Genomic DNA, 19,652 nt, shown 5'->3' with positions numbered 1-19,652 from the left:
TGACAGGGCAGAGATTCTTCGCTGCGCTCAGAATGACAGGCCCCCGACATGGATGGACAGGCCCGCGCGCGGGCCTGTCATTCTGAGCGCAGCGAAGAATCTCTCGCGCACTTATGTGGAATCACCGGTTGATGTAAGTATTGTTATTGAGCTTTTTCCTGTGCTATACTGTACCGGAAGATAGTGGCGAGTTGACCCAGTACAGTTATGATTCCGGTCTTTTCATTATTCTGCATGCAGAAGGGAAACCATGCTTTCCGGCACGCGGACTTCCTTCCTGGTGATTGATAGAGGCGCATAGTACTGCTACTCTACTACAATGAGCATGAGGCGCATTGAGAGCAGCAGGGAATTCATAGGTAAAGGAATGCAAGAACCTCAGACGTGGCGTGATTTGCTTGGGCAACGCATTGAGAATCTCCAGGAACGCCAGCGCCTTGCTCATGTCCTGCAGGTTAGCCCTGTCACTCTGACGCGCTGGGCAAGCAAGGAATCCACTCCCCGCCCGCAGCTCCTACAGCGCCTGTTGAGGGCGTGGCCTGAAGAACGCGAGCTGCTTTTGAGGCTGATTCGAGAAGAGTTCAAGGACTTTCCCGCTTTAAGCGAGTATGAGACGGTAGTCGAAACATCACTCACTATTCCCGCCGAATTTTATACTCGTGTTCTGCATACCCTTGCTACGCTTTCCAGGGACCTGCACTTCTGGTCGCTTTGTGATCTCATCCTGCGGCAGGTTCTCTTGCAATTCGACCCGCATCGCCTGGGCATGGCGGTAATCGTCGTGCGCTGTATGCCGCCCTCTGATGGGAAGATGGTTCGCAGTCTGCGTGAGGTATATGGATGCGGAACACCGCCCTGGCCGAGTACACTGGATAATGATCTCATGTTCCTGGGAATCGAATCGCTAGCTGGCTACGCGGTCAGTACGGCTCGCCTCGTAGAAAACCAGAATCTTGGGCAGGAAGCGAATCGCGCTCCTGGCTATGCTGGGAAATGGGAGGGGAGCGCTGTTGCCGCTCCCATCATGTTTGCCGGCAACGTTGCCGGCTGCCTGCTCATCTCAAGCACCCAGGCAGGCTACTTTGGTGAGAGCTATTACTCGCTCATCGAAGGCTATACCGAGTTGATCGCCCTGGCTTTTGATCGCCAGGAGTTTTACACCCCGGAGCAGATCGCGCTTGGCGTGTTACCCTCGTATGAGGTGCAAAAATCCTCGTTTTCGGGGTTTCGACAACGTACCATCGATCTTATGAGGCAGGCCTCGATTAACCGGCATCCGGTCACAGCATTAGAGGCGGAACAGCTTGCCTGGCAACAATTGGAGCAAGAACTCCTTCAGTCGCCATTTCGTTAATCGACAATAGATAACCTGGCACGTTTCTTTCCGAGCAAAAGGAGAACATAAAAGTAATGGCAACACCCGATAAATCTTCCGAAGGCGGAAATGTCTACTTCAATGATCCCGAGAGCGGGGCGGAGATGGCACGCCTGCTCGCGCAGGATCGTCTCGTCACCAGGGGCATGGGCGGCCTCTTCTCCGAGCGCTCAGACCTTTCCGGCATTCATCGCATCCTCGACGCGGCCTGTGGCCCGGGCGGTTGGGCGCTGGAGGTCGCTTTCACCTACCCTGATATCGAGGTGGTTGGATTTGATGTCAGCCGGGCGATGATCGATTATGCGCGCGCGCAGGCACGGGTGCAGGGCCTGAACAATGCCAGTTTCCATGTTCTGGATATCCAGAAACCGCTAGATTTCGCCGACGAATCCTTCGACCTGGTCAATTCCCGGTTCATTAATTTTCTTCCCACTACCGCCTGGCCAGGAGTCATGCAGGAATTTGGGCGCATCACGCGACCTGGAGGAACTATCCGGCTCACGGAAAGCGAATGGTGGTACTTCACGAACAGTCCCGCGCTGGAGGAACTGAACTCCATGGTTATACGCGCGCTCAAGCTGCAAGGCGCGAGTTTCACCGAAAGCGGCCGCTTTACCGGCGTATTGCCGATGTTAGGAAAATTCCTGCTCGATGCCGGCTGTACGAGTGTCAACTACCGCGCGCACGTCATCGATTACTCTTATGGAACCGAGGCCTATAATGGCTTTCGGCATGATGCCGCTGTCGTCTTCAAACTCTTCCAGGGCTTCATCGTCCGGATGGGAGTCGCCACCCAGGAGACGTTAGACCAGTTGTACGAACGCATGCAGCTCGAGATGCTAAAGGAAGACTTTCGCGGCCTGATGTTGCCGATTACGGCGTGGGGCGAGAAGGGGTAGGGAAATTGTCATGGGTCAGACGCGCATCACTATTCGCCCACTTCGCTTGAGTGACGCCGAGGACATTAATGAAATCATGCACATGCCTGGTGTCCTGTGGGGGACCGCGCAGCTTCCCTCCAAAAGCCTCGAGACGTGGCGCAGGATCATTGAAGGCTGGCTGAACGACGAACATGTACATGACTTTGTGGCCGAGATCGGGGGCAAAGTCGTCGGAGCCATCCATCTCAAAGTTGGCGAGGGACGCGAACGTCATGTCGGCACTATCTCTATGGCCGTCCACGATGCGTACCAGGGACAGAGCATCGGCAAAATGCTCATGCTCACCATCATCGATCTCGCCGACAACTGGCTCAACCTGCTGCGCTTGCAATTGGAAGTCTATACCGATAATGAGCGCGCCATCAATCTCTATAAGCGTTTCGACTTTGAAATCGAGGGGAGGAAGCGCTGCGATGGTTTTCGTGCAGGAGCCTATCTCGATAGCTACGTCATGGGCCGCCTGCGTGCTCAAACCCAAAAATCGACGAGCTCTTCCGACTACACGGCCACATTCGCGCCTCCCGCGCGCACGCCGCAGGCGCCGGATACTCCCGATGGTGCGCAATGAGGTGATCCACAGTGTCTAATCCGGCGCCGATCAACTTCGAACACTTCTTCTTAAAGCTGCTTGAGGCTTCCTACTGGCCTATTGTGATTATTGATCGCACCATGAGCGTGCGGTTTTACAATCAGCGCGCCGTTAAACTACTGGAAAGGCCGGAACCGTGGCAGGGCCTGAAGCTGGATCAGCTCATTCCCGATCTCGCTATCCTGCAACTGGTGCAGGAGAGTCTTGAGGCGGGCACTCCTCTCAGTGGCGAGTATTCAAAAGCCAATGGGACGATTTTCTGGAAAGTATCGGTCTCTCCGGTGGAGCATACACCTTTGCGCAAGTCGAGCAGGCAGGAAGACGCCGAGGCGCAGGCGCGGCGCTACCAGTATTTCGTGATTTTGATCGAGGATTTAACCGAGTTGCGCCGCCTGGAGCGGGTGCGGCGTGATTTCGTTGCCAATATCTCGCATGAACTGCGCACCCCGCTGGCCTCCGTTCGACTGCTGGCAGAGACATTGGAAGATGCTATTGAAACCGATCCTGAGCAGGCGCAAATCTTTGTTGAGCGCATCGAAAACGAGGTCGAACACCTGACAGACCTGGTGTCGGAACTGCTTGAACTCTCACGCATCGAATCAGGCCAGATGCCTATGCTCATTGAACCCGTCGAAGCCGAACTGCTGGTACGTGAGGTGATGGCGCGCATGATACCGCAGGCGCAACGCTATCGCGTAACCCTGCGTAGCGAGATACAGGACGGGAAGACGCGCGTTGCGGCGGACAGCAAGCAAATAGTGCGTGTGCTTGTCAATCTTGTACATAACGCCATCAAATTTACTCCATCGGAAGGAACTGTCGTCGTTGGTACGAAGCTGCAAGCCGGAGGGGAGGCGCAAATCTTCTTTGTGCGCGATACGGGCGTTGGCATTCCGGCGGAGGACCTGCCGCGCATCTTCGAACGATTTTACAAAGTAAACCGCTCGCGTTCGAAAATGTACGCCACCGGTCCTGGTGGAGGCGGCAGTGGGTTGGGCCTGGCTATTGCTCGCCACGTTGTAGAGGCGCATGGGGGTCGCATCAGCGCCGAAAGCGTGGTCGGGCGTGGCAGCACCTTTACTTTTACCCTTCCAGTAGCAAACACGTAGGGGTCGATTATGATTTTTGCTAACCCGCGATAGCCGATGAATCGGCGCTGGGCGCGATCAATCCGCCCCTACCGGGACCGGAAATCGACCGACCCGCGGGTCGTAGGCCCCGATTCATCGGCCATATCCCGGCGATATCGAAAAATTTAATTGTTTCTTTATACCAAAACGTTGCACTCCGTACACTTGTATGATACTATTTGCTTTAGATTCATATTTCTGCCTGGGTTACATGAATTCTCTTCGATGGGCACGACACCGACCATTACAAGGGCAAGTACTTGTGACGGGCTATTTCGTTGGCTCCGGCCGATGGGTGATCTATCGTAATAAACTCAGGCGGCACTCTTAATAAGGACGTGACGAGAGCTGGATCATGCATGTATGTATGCCGGTATGCGTATGATCTGGCGCTGGATGGTAGTGTGGAGAAGAGAGAGGATGTTAACATGAGTAAACTGGTGATGGTCATTGACGATTCTGTAACGGTTCGTAAGATCATAGAAACCAGCCTGAAGCGCGAAGGCATCGAATCCGTGAGTTATGAGGATGGGGTTGAGGCCTTGCGCGCGCTAAGTGAAAGACGACATCGCCCACCTGACCTGGTGATATTAGATATCAATCTACCTAAAATGGACGGCTATACAGTAGCCCGTTATCTCAAGACAAAGCACCAGTTTAATAATACCGTCATCGTCATGCTTTCAACGCGTGACGGGGTAATTGACCGCATCAAGGGTCGTCTTGTAGGAGCAAAGGACTATATTACGAAACCGTTCAAAACACAAGAGATAATGTCTGTGATACGCTCTTACCTGGGTGCTCCGTCACTTTCATAAATTTTCATATTTTCATGGAAGAACATATCACAGACGATGCACGGCTTCAGCTGCCCCGGCGCCACATAAACCCACAAAGCCTCGAGTTGATGAGCGACGAGGAGTTCTGGGATTATGCGCGCGAACGGGCCAACGCTATTTCCAGCGTTTCTCCTGGTGAAGAAATACGCTCGCCGCAATACCTTGAATGCAAGCTGAACTGCGGAACATTCCTCATCCCGCTGCAGGCCGTTTGCGAAGTTCTGGATGCGCCGCGACACTTTGCCCTGTTACCGGACATTCCACGATGGATGCTGGGCATTATGATGTGGCGCGGCCAGGCCATTGCCGTTCTCGATCTGAATGCCTATCTGTGTGAGACGACCACCGGCCAGGTCGGCATCGATCCTGCTCGTGGTATGCTACTTGTCGCCAATGATCCACAGCTTCCCGATGTCAGCGTCGGCCTGCTTGTGCATCTCAGCGGGGGGATCGAGAACCAGGTGTACAAATCTGACTTGCCCATCATAAATATGTCGATGTTACTTGCCGATGTCGTGCGGCAGATAGGAACAGCCGCTCATCATGGATGAGATTTTCCCCTTTTCCGAAGAGAACAAGCTTTCGCCTGAAGACCAGGCAGTCCTCGATGCTTTCCTTGCTATGGAGGATATGGAACCCGTACCGGCCACAGCAGAAGCCCCGGCTACTCCCTCAATTTCCGCATCTCCTGCTCAGGCACCGGATTCGAATTCCATAGAAGAAGACATGCTCGTGCTGTTCGTCACCGAAGCCGGGGAAGATATTGGTAGCATGCGCCAGGCCCTTCCGCAATTGCAACAAAACGAGCAACTGGATGCGCCTGCTTTTACATTGATGCAGCGCGCGGCCCATAAGCTGAAAGGGACGGCAGGCGCAATGGGCTGCAATGCGCTATCCGCCATTGCCCGTCATATCGAGGTGGTCATCAAGCAGGTCAAGAATCGCTCAATAGCATACGAGGCAGGCCTGCTTGCGTTGTCACATGCAGTGCAGGCCCTGGAGACAACGCTCGAAAGTGTTGTCTCCGAGGGCAGTGAGAACCAGGCGCCCCTTATTGAGCTTGAAGAAGAGTACAGGAACCTGAGTACCGCCATATCTGATGTTCCGGTATCAGGCATAGAGCAACCGGCTATAGCCAGGAATATAGAAGCTTATCCCGCTGCTCGCTCACTTGCTCTTGCTCATATCAATAGCCAGCATCTGGACCGGCTTAGGCTGCATACTGAACGGATACTGGAGTTACAAACGCCCCTGGAGCGCGCCCGGCAGGAGGTTGAGGCAGCGCTCGCCGAATTGCAGAATGCCCAGGCCCGTCTACGCCGTCTAGAGACGATGTATACTTCTTTCGCTACGAGAGAAGCAGATACCACGGGGAATATACTTGAAGACCAGCCGGCGTCCTCGCTTATAGAGCGCATTCTGAGCGAATCCATGCAGCGCACAGGGCATGCTCGTAAGTTCAAGGTTGCGTCATCCTCGCAACACATTCCGGCTATGCATGCATTGGCTGACTGGGATGAGATGGAGGTTGACCGCTTTAGCGAAAGCAATGTATTTGCGATTTCGCTCAATGAAGCGATTGCCGATGTTGCCACTGCCGCTGCCCAGCTACGCCAGGCATTCGCGCGGCTGAACTCCCTGCTTAAGCAGCACAAGGAACAGGTCATCCAGATACGTAATGATGCGCTCTCGCTGCACACAGCCCCATTTTCTCTCCTTGTGGATCGCCTGAGAAGCGCCGCCCGGAGCATCACAGGGGAAAAGCACATTATCCACTTTGAAGTCTCCGGCGAGGCAACAGACATTGACCAGGATATCCTGGATGCGCTGGCAAATCCTTTGCTCGACCTGGTGACCGGGGGCGTCCTCGCCGCTATGACGGCGCAGGTACACGCGGCAGAGGCCGGAAGAATTACGCTTGCGGCTCATTCTAGCGATCACGAAGTGGCAATTGACGCGGGTTTTTCGATTCCGGTGCCGGGTGGCATCATTGAAGCACTCAACAGCGCCATTCACAATTTACATGGCTCTATCACACCGCGCCGCGACTCAACGGAGGGCATCGCATTTCAGATGCGCTTCCCTCGTTCGCGAAGCATGGTGCAGGGACTGCTTGTCCGCACCGGTAATCAATCAGTTGTGATACCGTTCTCACAGGTGGATCATATCGATTACAGCCAGCGCGAAGTCGCCAGGCTCTATGACCTCAATGCGTTGTTGGATTTTCCCGTGGCAAGAAGTATCCCACAAACGATTCACCCCCGGCTAATTCTTGCGCAACAGGCAGTCCAGGTGGACGAAATACTGGGGCAGGTAGACCTGGTGATGAAACCTCTGGCGGACTATTTGCAGCGGCCAGGCATTCTAGGGACAGCTGTCGATGGTACGGGCAATATATTGCTGATCGTCGATTTGCCTGAGCTCATCATGCACAGTGAGAAGGCGCAAAAGCAAAAAGAGCCGGTCAAAGTATCATTGCCATCAGCGCAGGCACAAACGCAAAACCATCCAGAGCTGGCCTATGCGAAAATCCTGATCGCCGACGATTCCGTCTCCATCCGTCAATCCCTTCGCCACACCCTGGGGCGCGTGGGCTATCAATTATACGAAGCCCGTGATGGTATGGAGGCGCTAGAGCTTATCCAGGCGCACTCGCCCGACGTGCTATTGCTGGACGTAGAGATGCCCAACCTGAATGGCTTCGATCTCCTCACCATCATACATACGCATCCGTCGTTCTCCAAACTCAAAACTATTCTGTTGACCTCGCGTTCGGCGGACAAACACATACAGCAGGCCTTTGCTCTGGGCGCGTATGATTTCCTCTCCAAACCCTGTCCCGCCGACACGTTGCTAAATGCTGTGCAGGCGGCGCTGGACTCGTAATGCGGCCCCAGTAGCGGTAGGAGTAGTGGTGGTCGCTGGGTAGGGGAGCTTGCTCCGCCCATTGGCTCTGCTCGCTGAAAGCATCTTCTGAATATGACAGTATATATGTTACAATATCTCAGGCACAGCTAAAACGGTTACAACACCTCTAAAAACAACACGGACGGACGAATAGCTGCACAGCTGTTACAATGCGAGGTACAATTTTCATGTCACAGAGCATCGATGATTTGCACACTATTGATGAGCTTGCACACCTTTCAGGCATGCCCAGCCGCACTATCCGCTTTTATAATACGCAGGGCATGCTGCCAGCGCCGATTATGCATGGTCGTGTCGCCTATTACAACCAGGAGCACCTGCTCGTACTGAGCATTATCAAAGAACTCAAGGAGCAGCAACTCCCGCTGGAAAGTATCAAACAATTGCTGGAAGTGCGCGCCAGGCATGGCGATGTGCAGATGAACCTGGCGCTCAAACAGCGCCTGCTGCGTCCCCTGACTTCAAATGCTCAGGATGTACAGATCTCGAAAAAGGCTCTGATGCAGCAGTCGGGCGCATCCGAAGCGCGAATCGACGAACTGGTGGATCAGGGACTGCTCTTCCCCACGCGAGCAGGAGATAATGGAGAGCCACTCTTTACCGGCGACGATATTCTACTACTCCAGCTTTATGAGCGCCTCGAAGACCTGGGCCTACCTGTAGCGCTTCCCGCCCTGATCCGCTTTCAGATGCGCCAGCTCGTGCGCAGCGAACTGGCGGCTTTCGCGCAGCACGTGCAACCCCGCTGGCAAGAGGAGGGCCTATCAGCTGAGCAGCAGGCCGAACAATTCGAGGCGATTCTTACGCTGACCGATACACTGATATCGGTCTTGCACCGGAAGATGGTTTACAGCCTCTAGTCAGGAGGTGAGATTAGCTTTCAAGCCCTGAATGCGCTCATAATCTTTTCTATTGCGACCGAGTAAATTGAACTCTCTATCCTTCTATCTTTTCACGTGTTTCCCTGGGCATTTCGCGCCTTTCATCTACTACATCCCCATCTTTTACTTGCTGCGCTTGACTGTCATCCTCTTTATGCTCCTCGACTGCAGGCTTTGGCTTTTGCGGAATGCCGTAGGTCGCGGCCACAGCACCTTTTGGAACTGGCTTTGAATAGCGGAATACCAGGTAGGTGATGGGAAGCAAGATGATGAAGACCACCAGCGAGGTCCATTGTGCCTGCTTCAGACCCCAGTTGAGGCCCAGGAAGGTGACGACCACGTTATCGCGCACGAAAAAGAGCAGGAATTGCGTGATAACGTAGGCATACAGGTAAATCAGCATCAGGACGCCAGGCCTGCGCAGTCGATAGGCCAGGTAGAACATCAAGATCATCACGGCTATATTGGAAAGCAATTCATAGCCTGCTGCCGGTTGAACAGGTACATTACAGGTATTTGCCGCGGGATTCAGGCAGGCAAAGCTGTTGGGATTCTGGTAGACGGTTGACCAGGGCAAGGTACTGCGGTAGCCGATGATATCGCCGTTGATCAGGTTGCCGATACGCCCGAAGATCTGGCCCACAATCGCGAATAGCACACCGGCATCGATGGCTACAAGTGGATTGATACGCTCAACACGCGCGCGCCAGAAAATCGTAGGAATAACAAGGAAGATGGCGCCGAAGAAGGCCATGCCCCCTTCCCAGGTCGCGAAGATGTGCTGTGGTTGCGCCAGGTAGTAGGAAAAAAAGTTCGGCTGCTGCACTACGAAGTACAGCCTTCCGCCGATCAAACCGGCCACCAGGCACCACCAGAAGATGCGGTAAACAATGTCCTGGCTAAGACCCTTGCGTTCTGTATAATGTCGAATAGCCCACAGACCGATCACGATGCCCACGACATACATCAATCCATACCAGCGCAGGGCTACCGGCCCGATCTGCACAATAACGGGATTGATATTGATATAAATGTATGGCGGCCCAATGCTCAGCCAACCCCAGTTAATAATATTGGCTAAGATGAAGGAAGTTTGCATGAGATGCTCCGATTCTTTGACTATGACCTATCTTTTTTTTCGTATCTTAGTATTCCTTTAACGTAAGTGCAAGCAGGGAAGTCCTGGTGATTCCTCAGAAAGTTGGGTAGAGATTCTTCGTTTCACTCAGAATGACAGGTCCTGGAGACCAGATTGGTTTCTCTCGTCCTGGGGACCGCCAGGGAATACCAGGAGAAGTAACTACGATATCGTATACTAACTTACGGAATGGCAAACACAAATATCTCAAAGGCTTTCGCTGCATGCAAACAACTTCGTCTACACCGCGCCTTATCATCCTGCTCAATTTTATCGCTATGGTGCTGGTCTGGGGATCGTTTCCGGTTGCCGCTAAAATAGGTGTCGAGCATGCCCCGCCCCTGTTGCTGTCGGGCGTGCGTTTCTCGCTGGCTTTCTGCATCATGGCATCCATCGTGCTTATCCAGCGCAAAAAGCTAGCGATAACCTGGCGGCAGCATCTACAGGTCTGTATCATCTCGTTGTTGATGGTTGGTATTCCGGGCAGTATATTTTTTGCCGCCGCCCCATATGCGCCCGTCGGAGTGCTGACCGTCATGTGGTCCACCACGCCTATTTTTACTTCGCTCTTCACCTTGCGCGATGCGGGCGAGGTACACGGTTGGAAACTGGTTTCCAGCCTGGCGATAGGCTTGCTGGGTGTATTGATCGTCTTGCTGGGGAGGCTGCCATTCCTTCCCGCTCCTAGCGGCAGCGCGCAACTATTTGCCAGCAGTGGGCCTGCCCTGGCCGGCGAATTAGCCGTTCTTGGTTCGGCCGTCATTTATGGCCTGGGTATTCGCGCCGCCAAGCATAGCAGCCCGGATATTCCCGTGCTGGTGCTCACCACGTGGCAGGTCTTTTATAGTGGCGCGTTCCTGCTTATCATGAGCCTGCTATTCGAACGTGGTTATCCGCTCGATCCCACCCTGGCGACCCTTGGCGCCCTGCTCTATCTTGCCATCTTTTGTAGCTGCATCAGCTTCTTTCTCACCTTCTGGCTTATTCGTCATATCGGAGCCATTCGCACAGCATATGGTGATTTCATCATTCCAGGCGTCACACTGGTTCTATCATATTTTCTGTTGGGCGAAAGCCTGACGCCGGCGAAAATCATTGGCCTGGCGCTTGTAATCCTGGGAGTGATTCTTGTGGAAATGTAACAATGGGGTTGGATAAAAATACAGCAAGGGACACACGTCTTTTCATAACTAAGGAGGAATAAAGTATGCCAACTGTAAAACTGAACGATATCACTATGTATTATGAAATTCACGGCGCAGGCGAACCGCTGGTGCTGATTGCCGGGCTGAACAGCGACCATAAGATGTATAGAGGAATTTTCCCTCAGCTCGCTACAAAATACCGGGTCATATTGTTCGACAATCGTGGAGTAGGGCAAACCGATAAACCGGATATTCCCTACTCCATCGAAATGATGGCCGAGGATACTGTCGGCTTGCTGTATGCGCTGGGTATTACACATGCGCATATTCTCGGCACATCTATGGGCGGGCGCATCGCAGTAACCTTAACGCTCAAGCATCCTGAACTGGTCAAAAGCCTGATCCTGGTTTCGACAGCCATGAAGATGAAAGGGATTCCCATGACCTGGCGGCGTCGCATGCTTCCACTTATGCTTAGAATACCGGCCATCAGAGGCCCGCATCCGTATTATGCATTCGCTCATCAGCTTCAGGCATCGAGAAACTTTGACTATACGGACAGGCTTCGCGAGATACAGGTGCCAACGCTTATCCTGCATGGGAAGCAAGACAAAAGCGCTCCTTACTGGTTAGCTGAAGAGATGCATAAAGGTATCAACGGCTCAAAAATGATTGCCTTTAATGGCGGTCATTTATTTTTCATTTTGAGGCCCCAGCAATTTGTGGATGCGATATTTAGCTTTTTGGATGCATTGTTTTGACAACGCGCTCGATCTGCTTGACGTGTGGTCGCTCATGAGTAGCCAGCCACTGCGCATAGAATAGTACGGTTCGTTCAAGAACCTTTCCCGCTCCTGTCACTGTTGCCGAACGTTTCCAGGCATCAACCGGTAAGGGTTCGAGAACTGCCAGGAGTTCGGCACGCTGCGTAGCAAAGGCGCGCAACGAGAGGTGGAAATCCAGTTCGAGGTAGTTCGTCCGCTTGATCCAGGCGCGAGGATTAATCGCTTGCAGCACCGGCTTATCCTCTGCGAGTATCGTCACAATGCAGTTGCCCCAGACATCAGCGCACGCTCGCAGGTGGGCCAGCACCTCGTTGGCGGACCACTCATCGGAAGTGGGCCTTGCCTGCAACACTTCTGGTGAGAGATCGGTGGTAAGCGCAGCGAGGCGCATTGGCGTGGCTTGCAGCAAGGTCAGAACTTGCTCAGTCGTGAGCGGTTTATCCGGCATGGAATGTTATCCTTTTACAGCGCCTCATCGTCCTCCCCCAATAGTGGCGGCGCTTTATAGAGCCGTGGGGGCGTCTCAGAGAGGCGAATGGGCGAGCCAGAGAGCCGTATTGTGCCGGCAGTCGGATGCTCGCATTCCCAGACCAGTCCGCGGGCCTGGATTTGTGGGTCATTGAATACCTGGCTCACCGTATTGATAGCGCCGCATGGTATGCCCGCGGCCCGCAGTTCCGGCAGCCAATCGGCGGTATCGCGCCGCAAAAATTCTTCCTGCAAGGCCGGCACCAGCTCTTCGCGGTTGCGCACGCGCTGCGGATTGGTCGCAAAACGCGGGTCCGCCGCCAGGTCAGCGCGTTCCAGCAACCGGCAGAGTCCCTGGTAGAGCCGGTCATTGCCGCAGGCCACTACGATATAGCCATCGCGCGTGCGAAACGCCTGGTATGGCACAATATTCGGGTGCCCGTTGCCATAGCGTTTCGCCTCTTCGCCCGATATCAAATAATTCGATGACACGTTGCTGAGCAGCGAGACGGTCGTCTCCAGCAGCGAGATATCGATAAACTGGCCTTTCCCCGTGCGGTCGCGCACGCGCAGCGCCGCCAGGATGCCCATGCAGGCGAACATACCCGCCGAAAGGTCACCCACCGGCACGCCCACGCGCATCGGCTCTCCATCGATCTCGCCCGTCACCGACATGATCCCCGACTCTGCCTGCGCCACAAAATCATAGCCCGGGCGTGATGCATACGGACCCGTCTGCCCATACCCGCTAATAGAGCAGTAAATCAATCCCGGATTCATTGCTTTCAGCGCCTCATAGCCAAGCCCCTGCTTCTCCAGCGTCCCAGGGCGGAAGTTTTCCACCAGCACCGTCGCCGTGCGCACAAGCTCTAATAGCCTTTCCCTGCCCTCCGGCGTGCTGAAATCCAGCGTAATGCTGCGCTTGTTGCGGTTGAGGCCCAGGTAATAGGCGCTCTCCCCGGCTATATAAGGCGGACCGAAATAACGTGTATCATCTCCCTTGCCCGGCTGCTCAACCTTTATCACCGTCGCGCCCAGATCGCCCAGCATCATCGTACAATACGGCCCGGCCAGTACGCGCGAAAGATCGATCACAACAACATCCGAGAGTGCAGCTTCCATGTTACCTCCTGTTGTGGCTGTCTGAAGAATCAAGGAGATTTTCCCTACAAAACTATATCATATTCCCTTCCGAAAGGCTTGCAAATAATCGCGGCAAATAGTATGCTTCCTCATAGCGTGATCCCTGGTACAATCTCACCATATTTGCCTGGAGACCTTTGTTCTATCTTCAACTTTCAACGGGAGAGCAATCATGGGCATGACCAATGATGGGCTGTCATATTGGCAGGCCGAAAGCGAGGGCGTTTCTCTTCTCAACACGACTGTTGGTGATCTTTTAGATCGTCGCGCGGATGAGATTCCGCAGCAAGAAGCCGTGGTCTATTCCTGTTATCCTGAGTTTGGTGGCGCGCTCGACATTCGCTGGACCTACCAGGAGTATCGCGAGCAGGCCGACAAAGTAGCGCGCGGCCTGATGGCCCTGGGATTGCAAAAGGGAGATCACGTCGCGGCCTGGGCTATCAATCTGCCCGACTGGATATTGCTGGAAATGGGCGCTGCCAGGGCGGGCCTGGTGCTGGTCACGGTCAATCCCGCCCTGCGTGCTTCCGAAGTCGAATACATCCTGAAGCAGGGCGATGTCGTAGCCCTCTTCTTCATGGCAAAGATACGCGACCATGATTGCATCGCCACCGTCTCCTCATTCGTCACTCCCGGAGTAAAGAACGGCGAAGTGAGCAGCGAGCGTTTCCCCATGCTGCGCTACGTCTCGCTGCTGGGCGCTCCTCCTGCCGGATTGTTAGAGCAGGCGAACTGGCGGCCAACACTGTTTCGCGAAATGGTCGCGGGTGGCTCGGAGATCAGCCAGCAGGCGTTGCGCGAGCGACAGGCTACAGTGCTGCCCTCGGACCCGGCGCAGATGCTCTATACCTCCGGCACCACCGGCTTTCCCAAGGGCGCATTGCAGCCGCATCATGCCATTGTGGACGATGCGCTGGTATTCGCACACCGTTGGGGTATTCGCCAGGACGATCATACCTGTACTTGCATGCCATTCTTTCACGCCGGCGGCTGCGTGCTGGCCATCCTCGCCTCTCTCACCATGGGCGCGACACTGCATCCACTCATGGCTTTCGATCCCTTAAAGGCTCTACAGGTCATCAGCAGCGAACGCTGCACTATGCTTGGCGGCGTGCCTACCATGCTGCTGGCAATCATGCAGCATCCGCGGTTCAAAGAGTATGATCTTTCCTCGCTGCGAACGGTCATCAGCGGCGGTTCGCCGGTGCCGGTCTATTTGATGGAGCAGGTCAAGGAACTCATGGGAGCGGACGTAGCCATCGTCTTCGGCCAGACCGAGGCGAGCGCCGCCATTACGCTGACGCGCTCAGACGACAGCTTCGAATTAAAATCGGCAACGGTTGGCACACCTCTGCCGCATGTCGAGGTCAAGATTATCGACCCGGTTACGAAGCAGGTTGTTTCCTGTGGCGAGCGCGGCGAGCTCTGCTGCCGTGGTTTCCTGGCGATGCAGGGCTACTACAAGATGCCCGAAAAGACTGCCGAAGCGATCGATAGCGAGGGCTGGCTGCATACCGGCGATCTCGCCACCATGAATGCCCAGGGCTATGTCAACATTGTTGGGCGCCTGAAAGATATGGTCATTCGCGGCGGCGAAAACATCTTCCCCGCCGAGATCGAAGAGTTTCTCATCCGGCATCCCAAAGTTGCCGATGTGCAGGTATTCGGCGTCCCCGATAAATTTTTTGGCGAGGAATTGGTAGCCGCGGTGCGCCCGCGCGACGGCGAGGAATTGACCGAGCAGGAATTGCGGGACTTCTGCAAGGGACGCATCAGCCACCAGAAAACGCCCCGCTATTTCCTGTTCGTCGATACATATCCTCTCACCGCCAGTGGCAAGGTGCAGAAGTTTATCCTGCGCGAGAAGGCCATCAAAGACCTGGGCCTGGAGGAACTGGCAAACATTCAAACCGCTTGACGTGCATGGAAAAGATGATGTATTGTTGCTCTTGTAGGGACAGGTACAAGGCGCTGCCCCTACAGGAGCAACGGGCAGGAAAAGGTAGGACGCGACAATGCATCGATTCCACGCTGATAGGTTTTTCCAGGGAGGCCGCACGGGTTCTTTCGTCCTTGCTCTTATTTGCCTGTTGATTACGCTGAGCGGGTGTTCTCCCCTGTTTTCGGGTGTGAGCGGTTCCAACGGGGCAAAGCCAACGGTTGTAATTTTGCAGCCATCCCCGACGCCTACGACCGTTTCCACAACGTCGCCCACGCTGCTATCTGATAGTGGCGTGGCACAAGAACTCGTACAAAACATGAGCCTGGATGAGAAGCTGGGCCAGATGACCATTGTCGAGTTTTATGGCTCCACGCTCACCGCCGATGATATTCAGATGGTGCATGCCGATCACGTTAGCGGCGTTTTAATTGAGAATAAGAACGGCAATGCTCAGACGAGCAACCAGTTGTTCGAGCTTAACCAGGCATTGCAGGGCCAGGCCCAGATTCCACTATTCATCAGCACCGATTTCGAGGGTGGCATCGTCAATGAACTGCGCCAGATCACCGGCGAGCGCCCGTCCGAACAGCAAATTGGCGCGACCGGCAATCCACAGGTTGCTTTTAATGCGGGCCTCGGCGCCGCGCAAGACCTGAAGGCTCTGGGGTTGAATGTCAACTTCATGCCCATCGTCGATGTGCTGACCAATCCCAATAATCCCGGCCTGCCGATGCGTACCTTCGGCTCCAACCCGACGCTGGTCACAAATATGGGCCGTGCCTACCTGCAAGGGTTGACACAGGGCGGCGTAATAGGCTGCCTCAAACACTTCCCCGGCCTGGGCAGCGCTACGGTCGATCCCCATTATTCCTTGCCCTATATGAACCGCAGCCTGGCAACCATGAACGCCGTCGATTTCGTACCCTACCGCACAATGATCAACGAGGGCATTGTGCCGATGGTGATGGTCACGCACATCCTCAATCCACAACTTGATCCGAAGCTGCCCACCTCGCTTTCGCCCAAAGTTGTCACCGGCCTGCTACGTGACCAACTGCACTTCAACGGCGTCATCATTAGCGACACATTATGGATGGGCGGCATCAGCAACACCTACAGCCTGGCCCAGGCAGCAGTGCTGGCGGTGAAGGCCGGTGAAGATCTCATTCTGGGGCCGCGCGGTCTATCGGACACACAATCGATGCTGACCGGTCTGAAACAGGCGGTGGAGAGCGGGCAGATATCCATGAACCAGGTCAACGCCTCGGTGCAGCGCATTCTAGAATTGAAGCTGAAATATAACATACTCTCGCGCGATAGGGCCTCGCAATTGCTCGAGAACGCGGGCGCATTTACTTCGTATCCCAACACTACCGGTACCTGGGAGCGTATCGCGGTAAATGGCACAAGGGTTGGAGATGTGAAGAGACCAGCCGCTTAGCCGGGGCGCGATCAATCGACCTCTACGGCCCGTAGGGGCCGATTGATCGCGCCCACCGCCGATTGATCGGCCCCGGCGGAGTCCTCTCTGGCCGTGTCATTCTGAGCGCAGCGAAGAATCCGGGTGGGATAGGGTGCGGATTCTTCGCTGCGCTCAGAATGACATGGTCGAGGCTGCTCAGAATGACCCGGTCGAGGCCACTTAGCATGACATGGTCGAGGCTGCTCAGAATGACCTGTTAGAAAAATATCCTGGTGAGGAGTTCAAATCCAAATGCTATCTAAAAATAGGGGCGGTTTTGTGAGCCGGAGAGAGCAGCTGACAATCGGCGGCGCGCTTATCCTCAGCATCTTATCCGGTGTTCTGACGGCATTTTCAGTGAATGCCGTACTTATTTTTATTGTCGCAGGGATAGCGCTTGCCCTGCTGGCCGATCTCGTCGGGCAGGCTACCGATCAACTCGGTTCGCGACTCGGTCCGGGGGCAACCGGCGTCTTGCAATCCGCGCTTGGCAACCTGCCCGAACTCTTTGTAGGCATCTTTGCCCTGCGCGCCGGGCTGGTCGATGTAGTGCAGGCGGCGCTGGTCGGCTCGATCCTGGGGAACAGCCTGTTCGTGCTGGGCCTGGCCTTCTTCGTGGGTGGGCTGCGCAATGGCACACAGCGATTTGCATCGCAGGCCCCACGTACTATCGCCGTTCTCACTATGCTGGCCGTTGCTGCGCTGGCCGTGCCAACGCTCGTCAATGGGCTGCATACTCCGGCGGCAGGACATAAGGAAGGACTGAGCATCGCTTGCGCAATTATCCTGCTGGTAGTATTCATCGCCAGCATCCCCGTCTCTTTGCAAGGTGGCCCAACCAGTCTGCCTGAAGACGCGCAGAAGAGAAACACGGCCTCGCTCCATCTATGGCCGCTCTGGTTTACCGTCGCCATGTTAGTAGGCGCGGGCGTCGGCGCGGCCTTCGTCTCGGACTGGTTCGTGGGCGCGTTGACACCGGCGATCACCATCCTGCACATCTCGCCGGCCTTTACCGGCCTGGTCATCGTCGCGCTGGCAGGCAACGCCGTAGAAAATGTGGTCGGCATCCAGTTCGCGCTACGCAATAAGGCGGACTACGCCATCAGCGTGATCCTCAATAGCTCGTTGCAGGTGGCATTGGGCCTGATTCCGGTGCTTGTACTGTTAAGCTTTGTGATAGGCGGCGCGCACCTGACGCTGGTGCTGGCCCCCTTGCTGGTCGTCTCGCTGGCGCTGACAGCCATATTAAGCACGATCATCACCTACGATGGTGAGTCAACCTGGCTCGAGGGCCTGACATTGATCGGATTGTATGGCATTATTGCCGTCTCGTTCTGGTGGGGGTAGTCAGCTCACATTGCGCGCTAACCTGGTTACGTCCGCCGTCGACGGTATGCTTTTCCTGCGTGGTATCTTGTTGCCGTTCTTTTGCCTGGCCCGGCGTATCAGGCGCGGCGGAAGATATGGTTCCATCGCGTACAGCGCGTTCAGGTAGACCCGCTGCTGCTCGGAAATGATGCCGTCGTTGCCCAGAGACCACCATTCCTGCGGCGTGAAATGGGCCGAAACCTCGCTCTCCGAACCGCTACGTCCAAACCACTGGATCATGTGCAGGTTGTCGGACTGTGTTAACCAACCGGCAAGGTCAAGCAGATCGGGATTTTCAGTCAGTTGTGCTACTTCATAGACGTAGCGCATGAGATCGAACAGCGTGCGCTGGGCGCTGTTGCCCAGAAAAAAGTCGAGGCCACCGCTGCCGGCCCACGTACTCGGATACACTGGCAGCGGCAGGTGATAGATCTTCCCGGCATTGCCGTAGCGGTCAATCAATGCGCAGGGCGTCGCAAAGCTCACTCCCCGCTTCAGCAGCTCACGCGGGAGCGCGCGCATGAAATCAAAGATGCCGCTTTCCGCGTGATGATGCTCGCCAAAGGTTTCAAAATCCCAGCCCAGCAAGACGAAGTCGCCCGGCGTGCTGGCAATCCACTGCGCGTATGTGTCGGCGTAGAGCGGGTAGCCTGCCCAGCCGCGATCTGAGAAGCGGAAACCCACATCGTCGCTCAACTCCACGTGACGAGCGAGCAGGTAAGGATCGCTCTCCACTTCGCTGTTATTGTTGGGAGACGTTTTGCCTCGCCTGCGCGGTGTAGCAGGTTGAGGGGCAAATAGTTGTTTCTGTGCGTCCCCATTGCGGCGTTTCGTCTCGATAGGGCGTGGATAGGGTTTTTCGTCGCCGTAACGATAGAGATGCGTACTCTCCCGCCATTGCAGCACCCACGGACGGCCATCCATCAGCGCGCCACGAAAACCCGCGCTATCAAGCGCATCATAGATGGACGCCGACATGCTCATTTCGGTCGTATCGGTAACCACCGGTCGTTTGCCAAAAATACGCTCCAGCTCGTCAGCCATCCAGCGCATACGCGTCACAAAAGCAGGGCAATCGAGCAGGAACTGGAAACTATGATATGGCTCAACGCCGATGATCTCCACATCTTCCTCTGTCACCAGTTCGCGGAACAACTCCAGCAGGCCCTCATCCCACAGCATCGCCTGGCGCAAAAAAGAGAGCGAAAACCCTATCGCCAGCTTCATGCCCTTGCGCACCAGGTCCAGGAACATGCGCCCGGCAGGGTAGTAACTATTTTTCGCCACCTGGTGAAAGTAGCGTTCGTTCAGGCGTTCATCGAAAAGGCAACGCGCAATATCTTCAATCGAAGCTCCCCGTGGAATAGGCTGCGCCGGCAGTTTCAAGCGGCGCGGCTGGTGTACCACGGTATAGATTGCCAGTTCCGCAACCATACAAGCGTCTCCATTTTCATCGGCTCTATCGACTCTCCATCCCCTGGGGAGGTACAGGGGCCAGATAATGTTGTTTAACAAAAT

The 19,652-nt window shown here is 55.1% G+C and carries 17 protein-coding genes; 13 read left to right on the top strand and 4 right to left on the bottom strand.

Features of this window, described 5'->3' with window-relative positions:
* Positions 1–367 precede the first annotated feature (367 nt).
* The 8 genes from VFA09_18025 to VFA09_17990 all read left to right on the top strand — a co-directional run bounded on the left by VFA09_18025 (position 368) and on the right by VFA09_17990 (position 8,662).
* Positions 368–1,354, top strand: a complete 987-nt coding sequence (locus VFA09_18025; GenBank protein ID HZU69180.1) for a GAF domain-containing protein — start codon at positions 368–370, stop codon at positions 1,352–1,354.
* A gap of 56 nt (positions 1,355–1,410) precedes the next feature.
* Entirely contained in the window at positions 1,411–2,274 is an 864-nt protein-coding gene (locus tag VFA09_18020; GenBank protein ID HZU69179.1) for a class I SAM-dependent methyltransferase, read from the top strand.
* A 10-nt stretch (positions 2,275–2,284) separates the two neighbouring features.
* Positions 2,285–2,884 carry a GNAT family N-acetyltransferase gene (locus VFA09_18015; protein HZU69178.1) on the top strand — a complete coding sequence of 200 codons (600 nt, stop codon included), beginning with the start codon at positions 2,285–2,287 and terminating at the stop codon, positions 2,882–2,884.
* Positions 2,885–2,895: 11 nt separating this feature from the next.
* A complete protein-coding gene (locus VFA09_18010) occupies positions 2,896–4,014 on the top strand; it encodes an ATP-binding protein (protein ID HZU69177.1) in 1,119 nt (372 codons plus the stop codon).
* A gap of 449 nt (positions 4,015–4,463) precedes the next feature.
* A complete protein-coding gene (locus VFA09_18005) occupies positions 4,464–4,853 on the top strand; it encodes a response regulator (GenBank protein ID HZU69176.1) in 390 nt (129 codons plus the stop codon).
* A 14-nt stretch (positions 4,854–4,867) separates the two neighbouring features.
* Complete coding sequence (locus tag VFA09_18000; GenBank protein ID HZU69175.1) at positions 4,868–5,425, top strand: chemotaxis protein CheW; 558 nt, start codon at positions 4,868–4,870, stop codon at positions 5,423–5,425.
* Positions 5,418–7,760, top strand: a complete 2,343-nt coding sequence (locus VFA09_17995; GenBank protein ID HZU69174.1) for a response regulator — start codon at positions 5,418–5,420, stop codon at positions 7,758–7,760. The genes VFA09_18000 and VFA09_17995 overlap by 8 nt, the downstream gene beginning before the upstream one ends.
* 209 nt (positions 7,761–7,969) lie before the next feature.
* On the top strand, positions 7,970–8,662 hold the full coding sequence (locus VFA09_17990; protein ID HZU69173.1) for a MerR family transcriptional regulator: 693 nt from the start codon (positions 7,970–7,972) through the stop codon (positions 8,660–8,662).
* A gap of 76 nt (positions 8,663–8,738) precedes the next feature.
* Here VFA09_17990 and lgt read toward each other — a convergent pair whose 3' ends face one another.
* Positions 8,739–9,782: a prolipoprotein diacylglyceryl transferase gene (gene lgt, locus VFA09_17985; GenBank protein HZU69172.1), complete on the bottom strand. Its 1,044-nt coding sequence runs from the start codon at positions 9,780–9,782 to the stop codon at positions 8,739–8,741.
* Between the two features lie 263 nt (positions 9,783–10,045).
* Between lgt and VFA09_17980 the strand changes: the two genes are divergently transcribed.
* Positions 10,046–10,963 (top strand): EamA family transporter, encoded by a 918-nt coding sequence (locus VFA09_17980; protein ID HZU69171.1) that lies wholly within the window; start codon positions 10,046–10,048, stop codon positions 10,961–10,963.
* 65 nt (positions 10,964–11,028) lie between these two features.
* Positions 11,029–11,727: an alpha/beta hydrolase gene (locus tag VFA09_17975; protein ID HZU69170.1), complete on the top strand. Its 699-nt coding sequence runs from the start codon at positions 11,029–11,031 to the stop codon at positions 11,725–11,727.
* On the opposite strand, the gene VFA09_17970 is transcribed toward VFA09_17975, so the two are convergent.
* Together VFA09_17970 and VFA09_17965 are read right to left on the bottom strand one after the other, a co-directional pair.
* On the bottom strand, positions 11,702–12,199 hold the full coding sequence (locus tag VFA09_17970; protein HZU69169.1) for a DinB family protein: 498 nt from the start codon (positions 12,197–12,199) through the stop codon (positions 11,702–11,704). The genes VFA09_17975 and VFA09_17970 overlap by 26 nt on opposite strands.
* A 14-nt stretch (positions 12,200–12,213) precedes the next feature.
* Positions 12,214–13,341, bottom strand: coding sequence for a CoA transferase (locus tag VFA09_17965; GenBank protein ID HZU69168.1), 1,128 nt, complete (start codon positions 13,339–13,341; stop codon positions 12,214–12,216).
* A gap of 193 nt (positions 13,342–13,534) precedes the next feature.
* On the opposite strand from VFA09_17965, the gene VFA09_17960 reads away from it, so the two are divergent.
* The 3 genes from VFA09_17960 (at position 13,535) to cax (ending at position 18,113) form a co-directional block, all read left to right on the top strand.
* Positions 13,535–15,280, top strand: coding sequence for an AMP-binding protein (locus tag VFA09_17960; GenBank protein ID HZU69167.1), 1,746 nt, complete (start codon positions 13,535–13,537; stop codon positions 15,278–15,280).
* Between the two features lie 97 nt (positions 15,281–15,377).
* Positions 15,378–16,745: a glycoside hydrolase family 3 protein gene (locus tag VFA09_17955; protein ID HZU69166.1), complete on the top strand. Its 1,368-nt coding sequence runs from the start codon at positions 15,378–15,380 to the stop codon at positions 16,743–16,745.
* A 273-nt stretch (positions 16,746–17,018) separates the two neighbouring features.
* On the top strand, positions 17,019–18,113 hold the full coding sequence (gene cax, locus VFA09_17950; protein ID HZU69165.1) for a calcium/proton exchanger: 1,095 nt from the start codon (positions 17,019–17,021) through the stop codon (positions 18,111–18,113).
* On the opposite strand, the gene VFA09_17945 is transcribed toward cax, so the two are convergent.
* Positions 18,114–19,568 (bottom strand): glycoside hydrolase family 57 protein, encoded by a 1,455-nt coding sequence (locus VFA09_17945; GenBank protein HZU69164.1) that lies wholly within the window; start codon positions 19,566–19,568, stop codon positions 18,114–18,116.
* Between the last annotated feature and the right edge of the window lie 84 nt (positions 19,569–19,652).

Source organism: Ktedonobacteraceae bacterium (assembly GCA_035653615.1).
Classification (GTDB): domain Bacteria; phylum Chloroflexota; class Ktedonobacteria; order Ktedonobacterales; family Ktedonobacteraceae; genus DASRBN01.
This window is presented reverse-complemented; position numbering and strand designations above follow the sequence as displayed.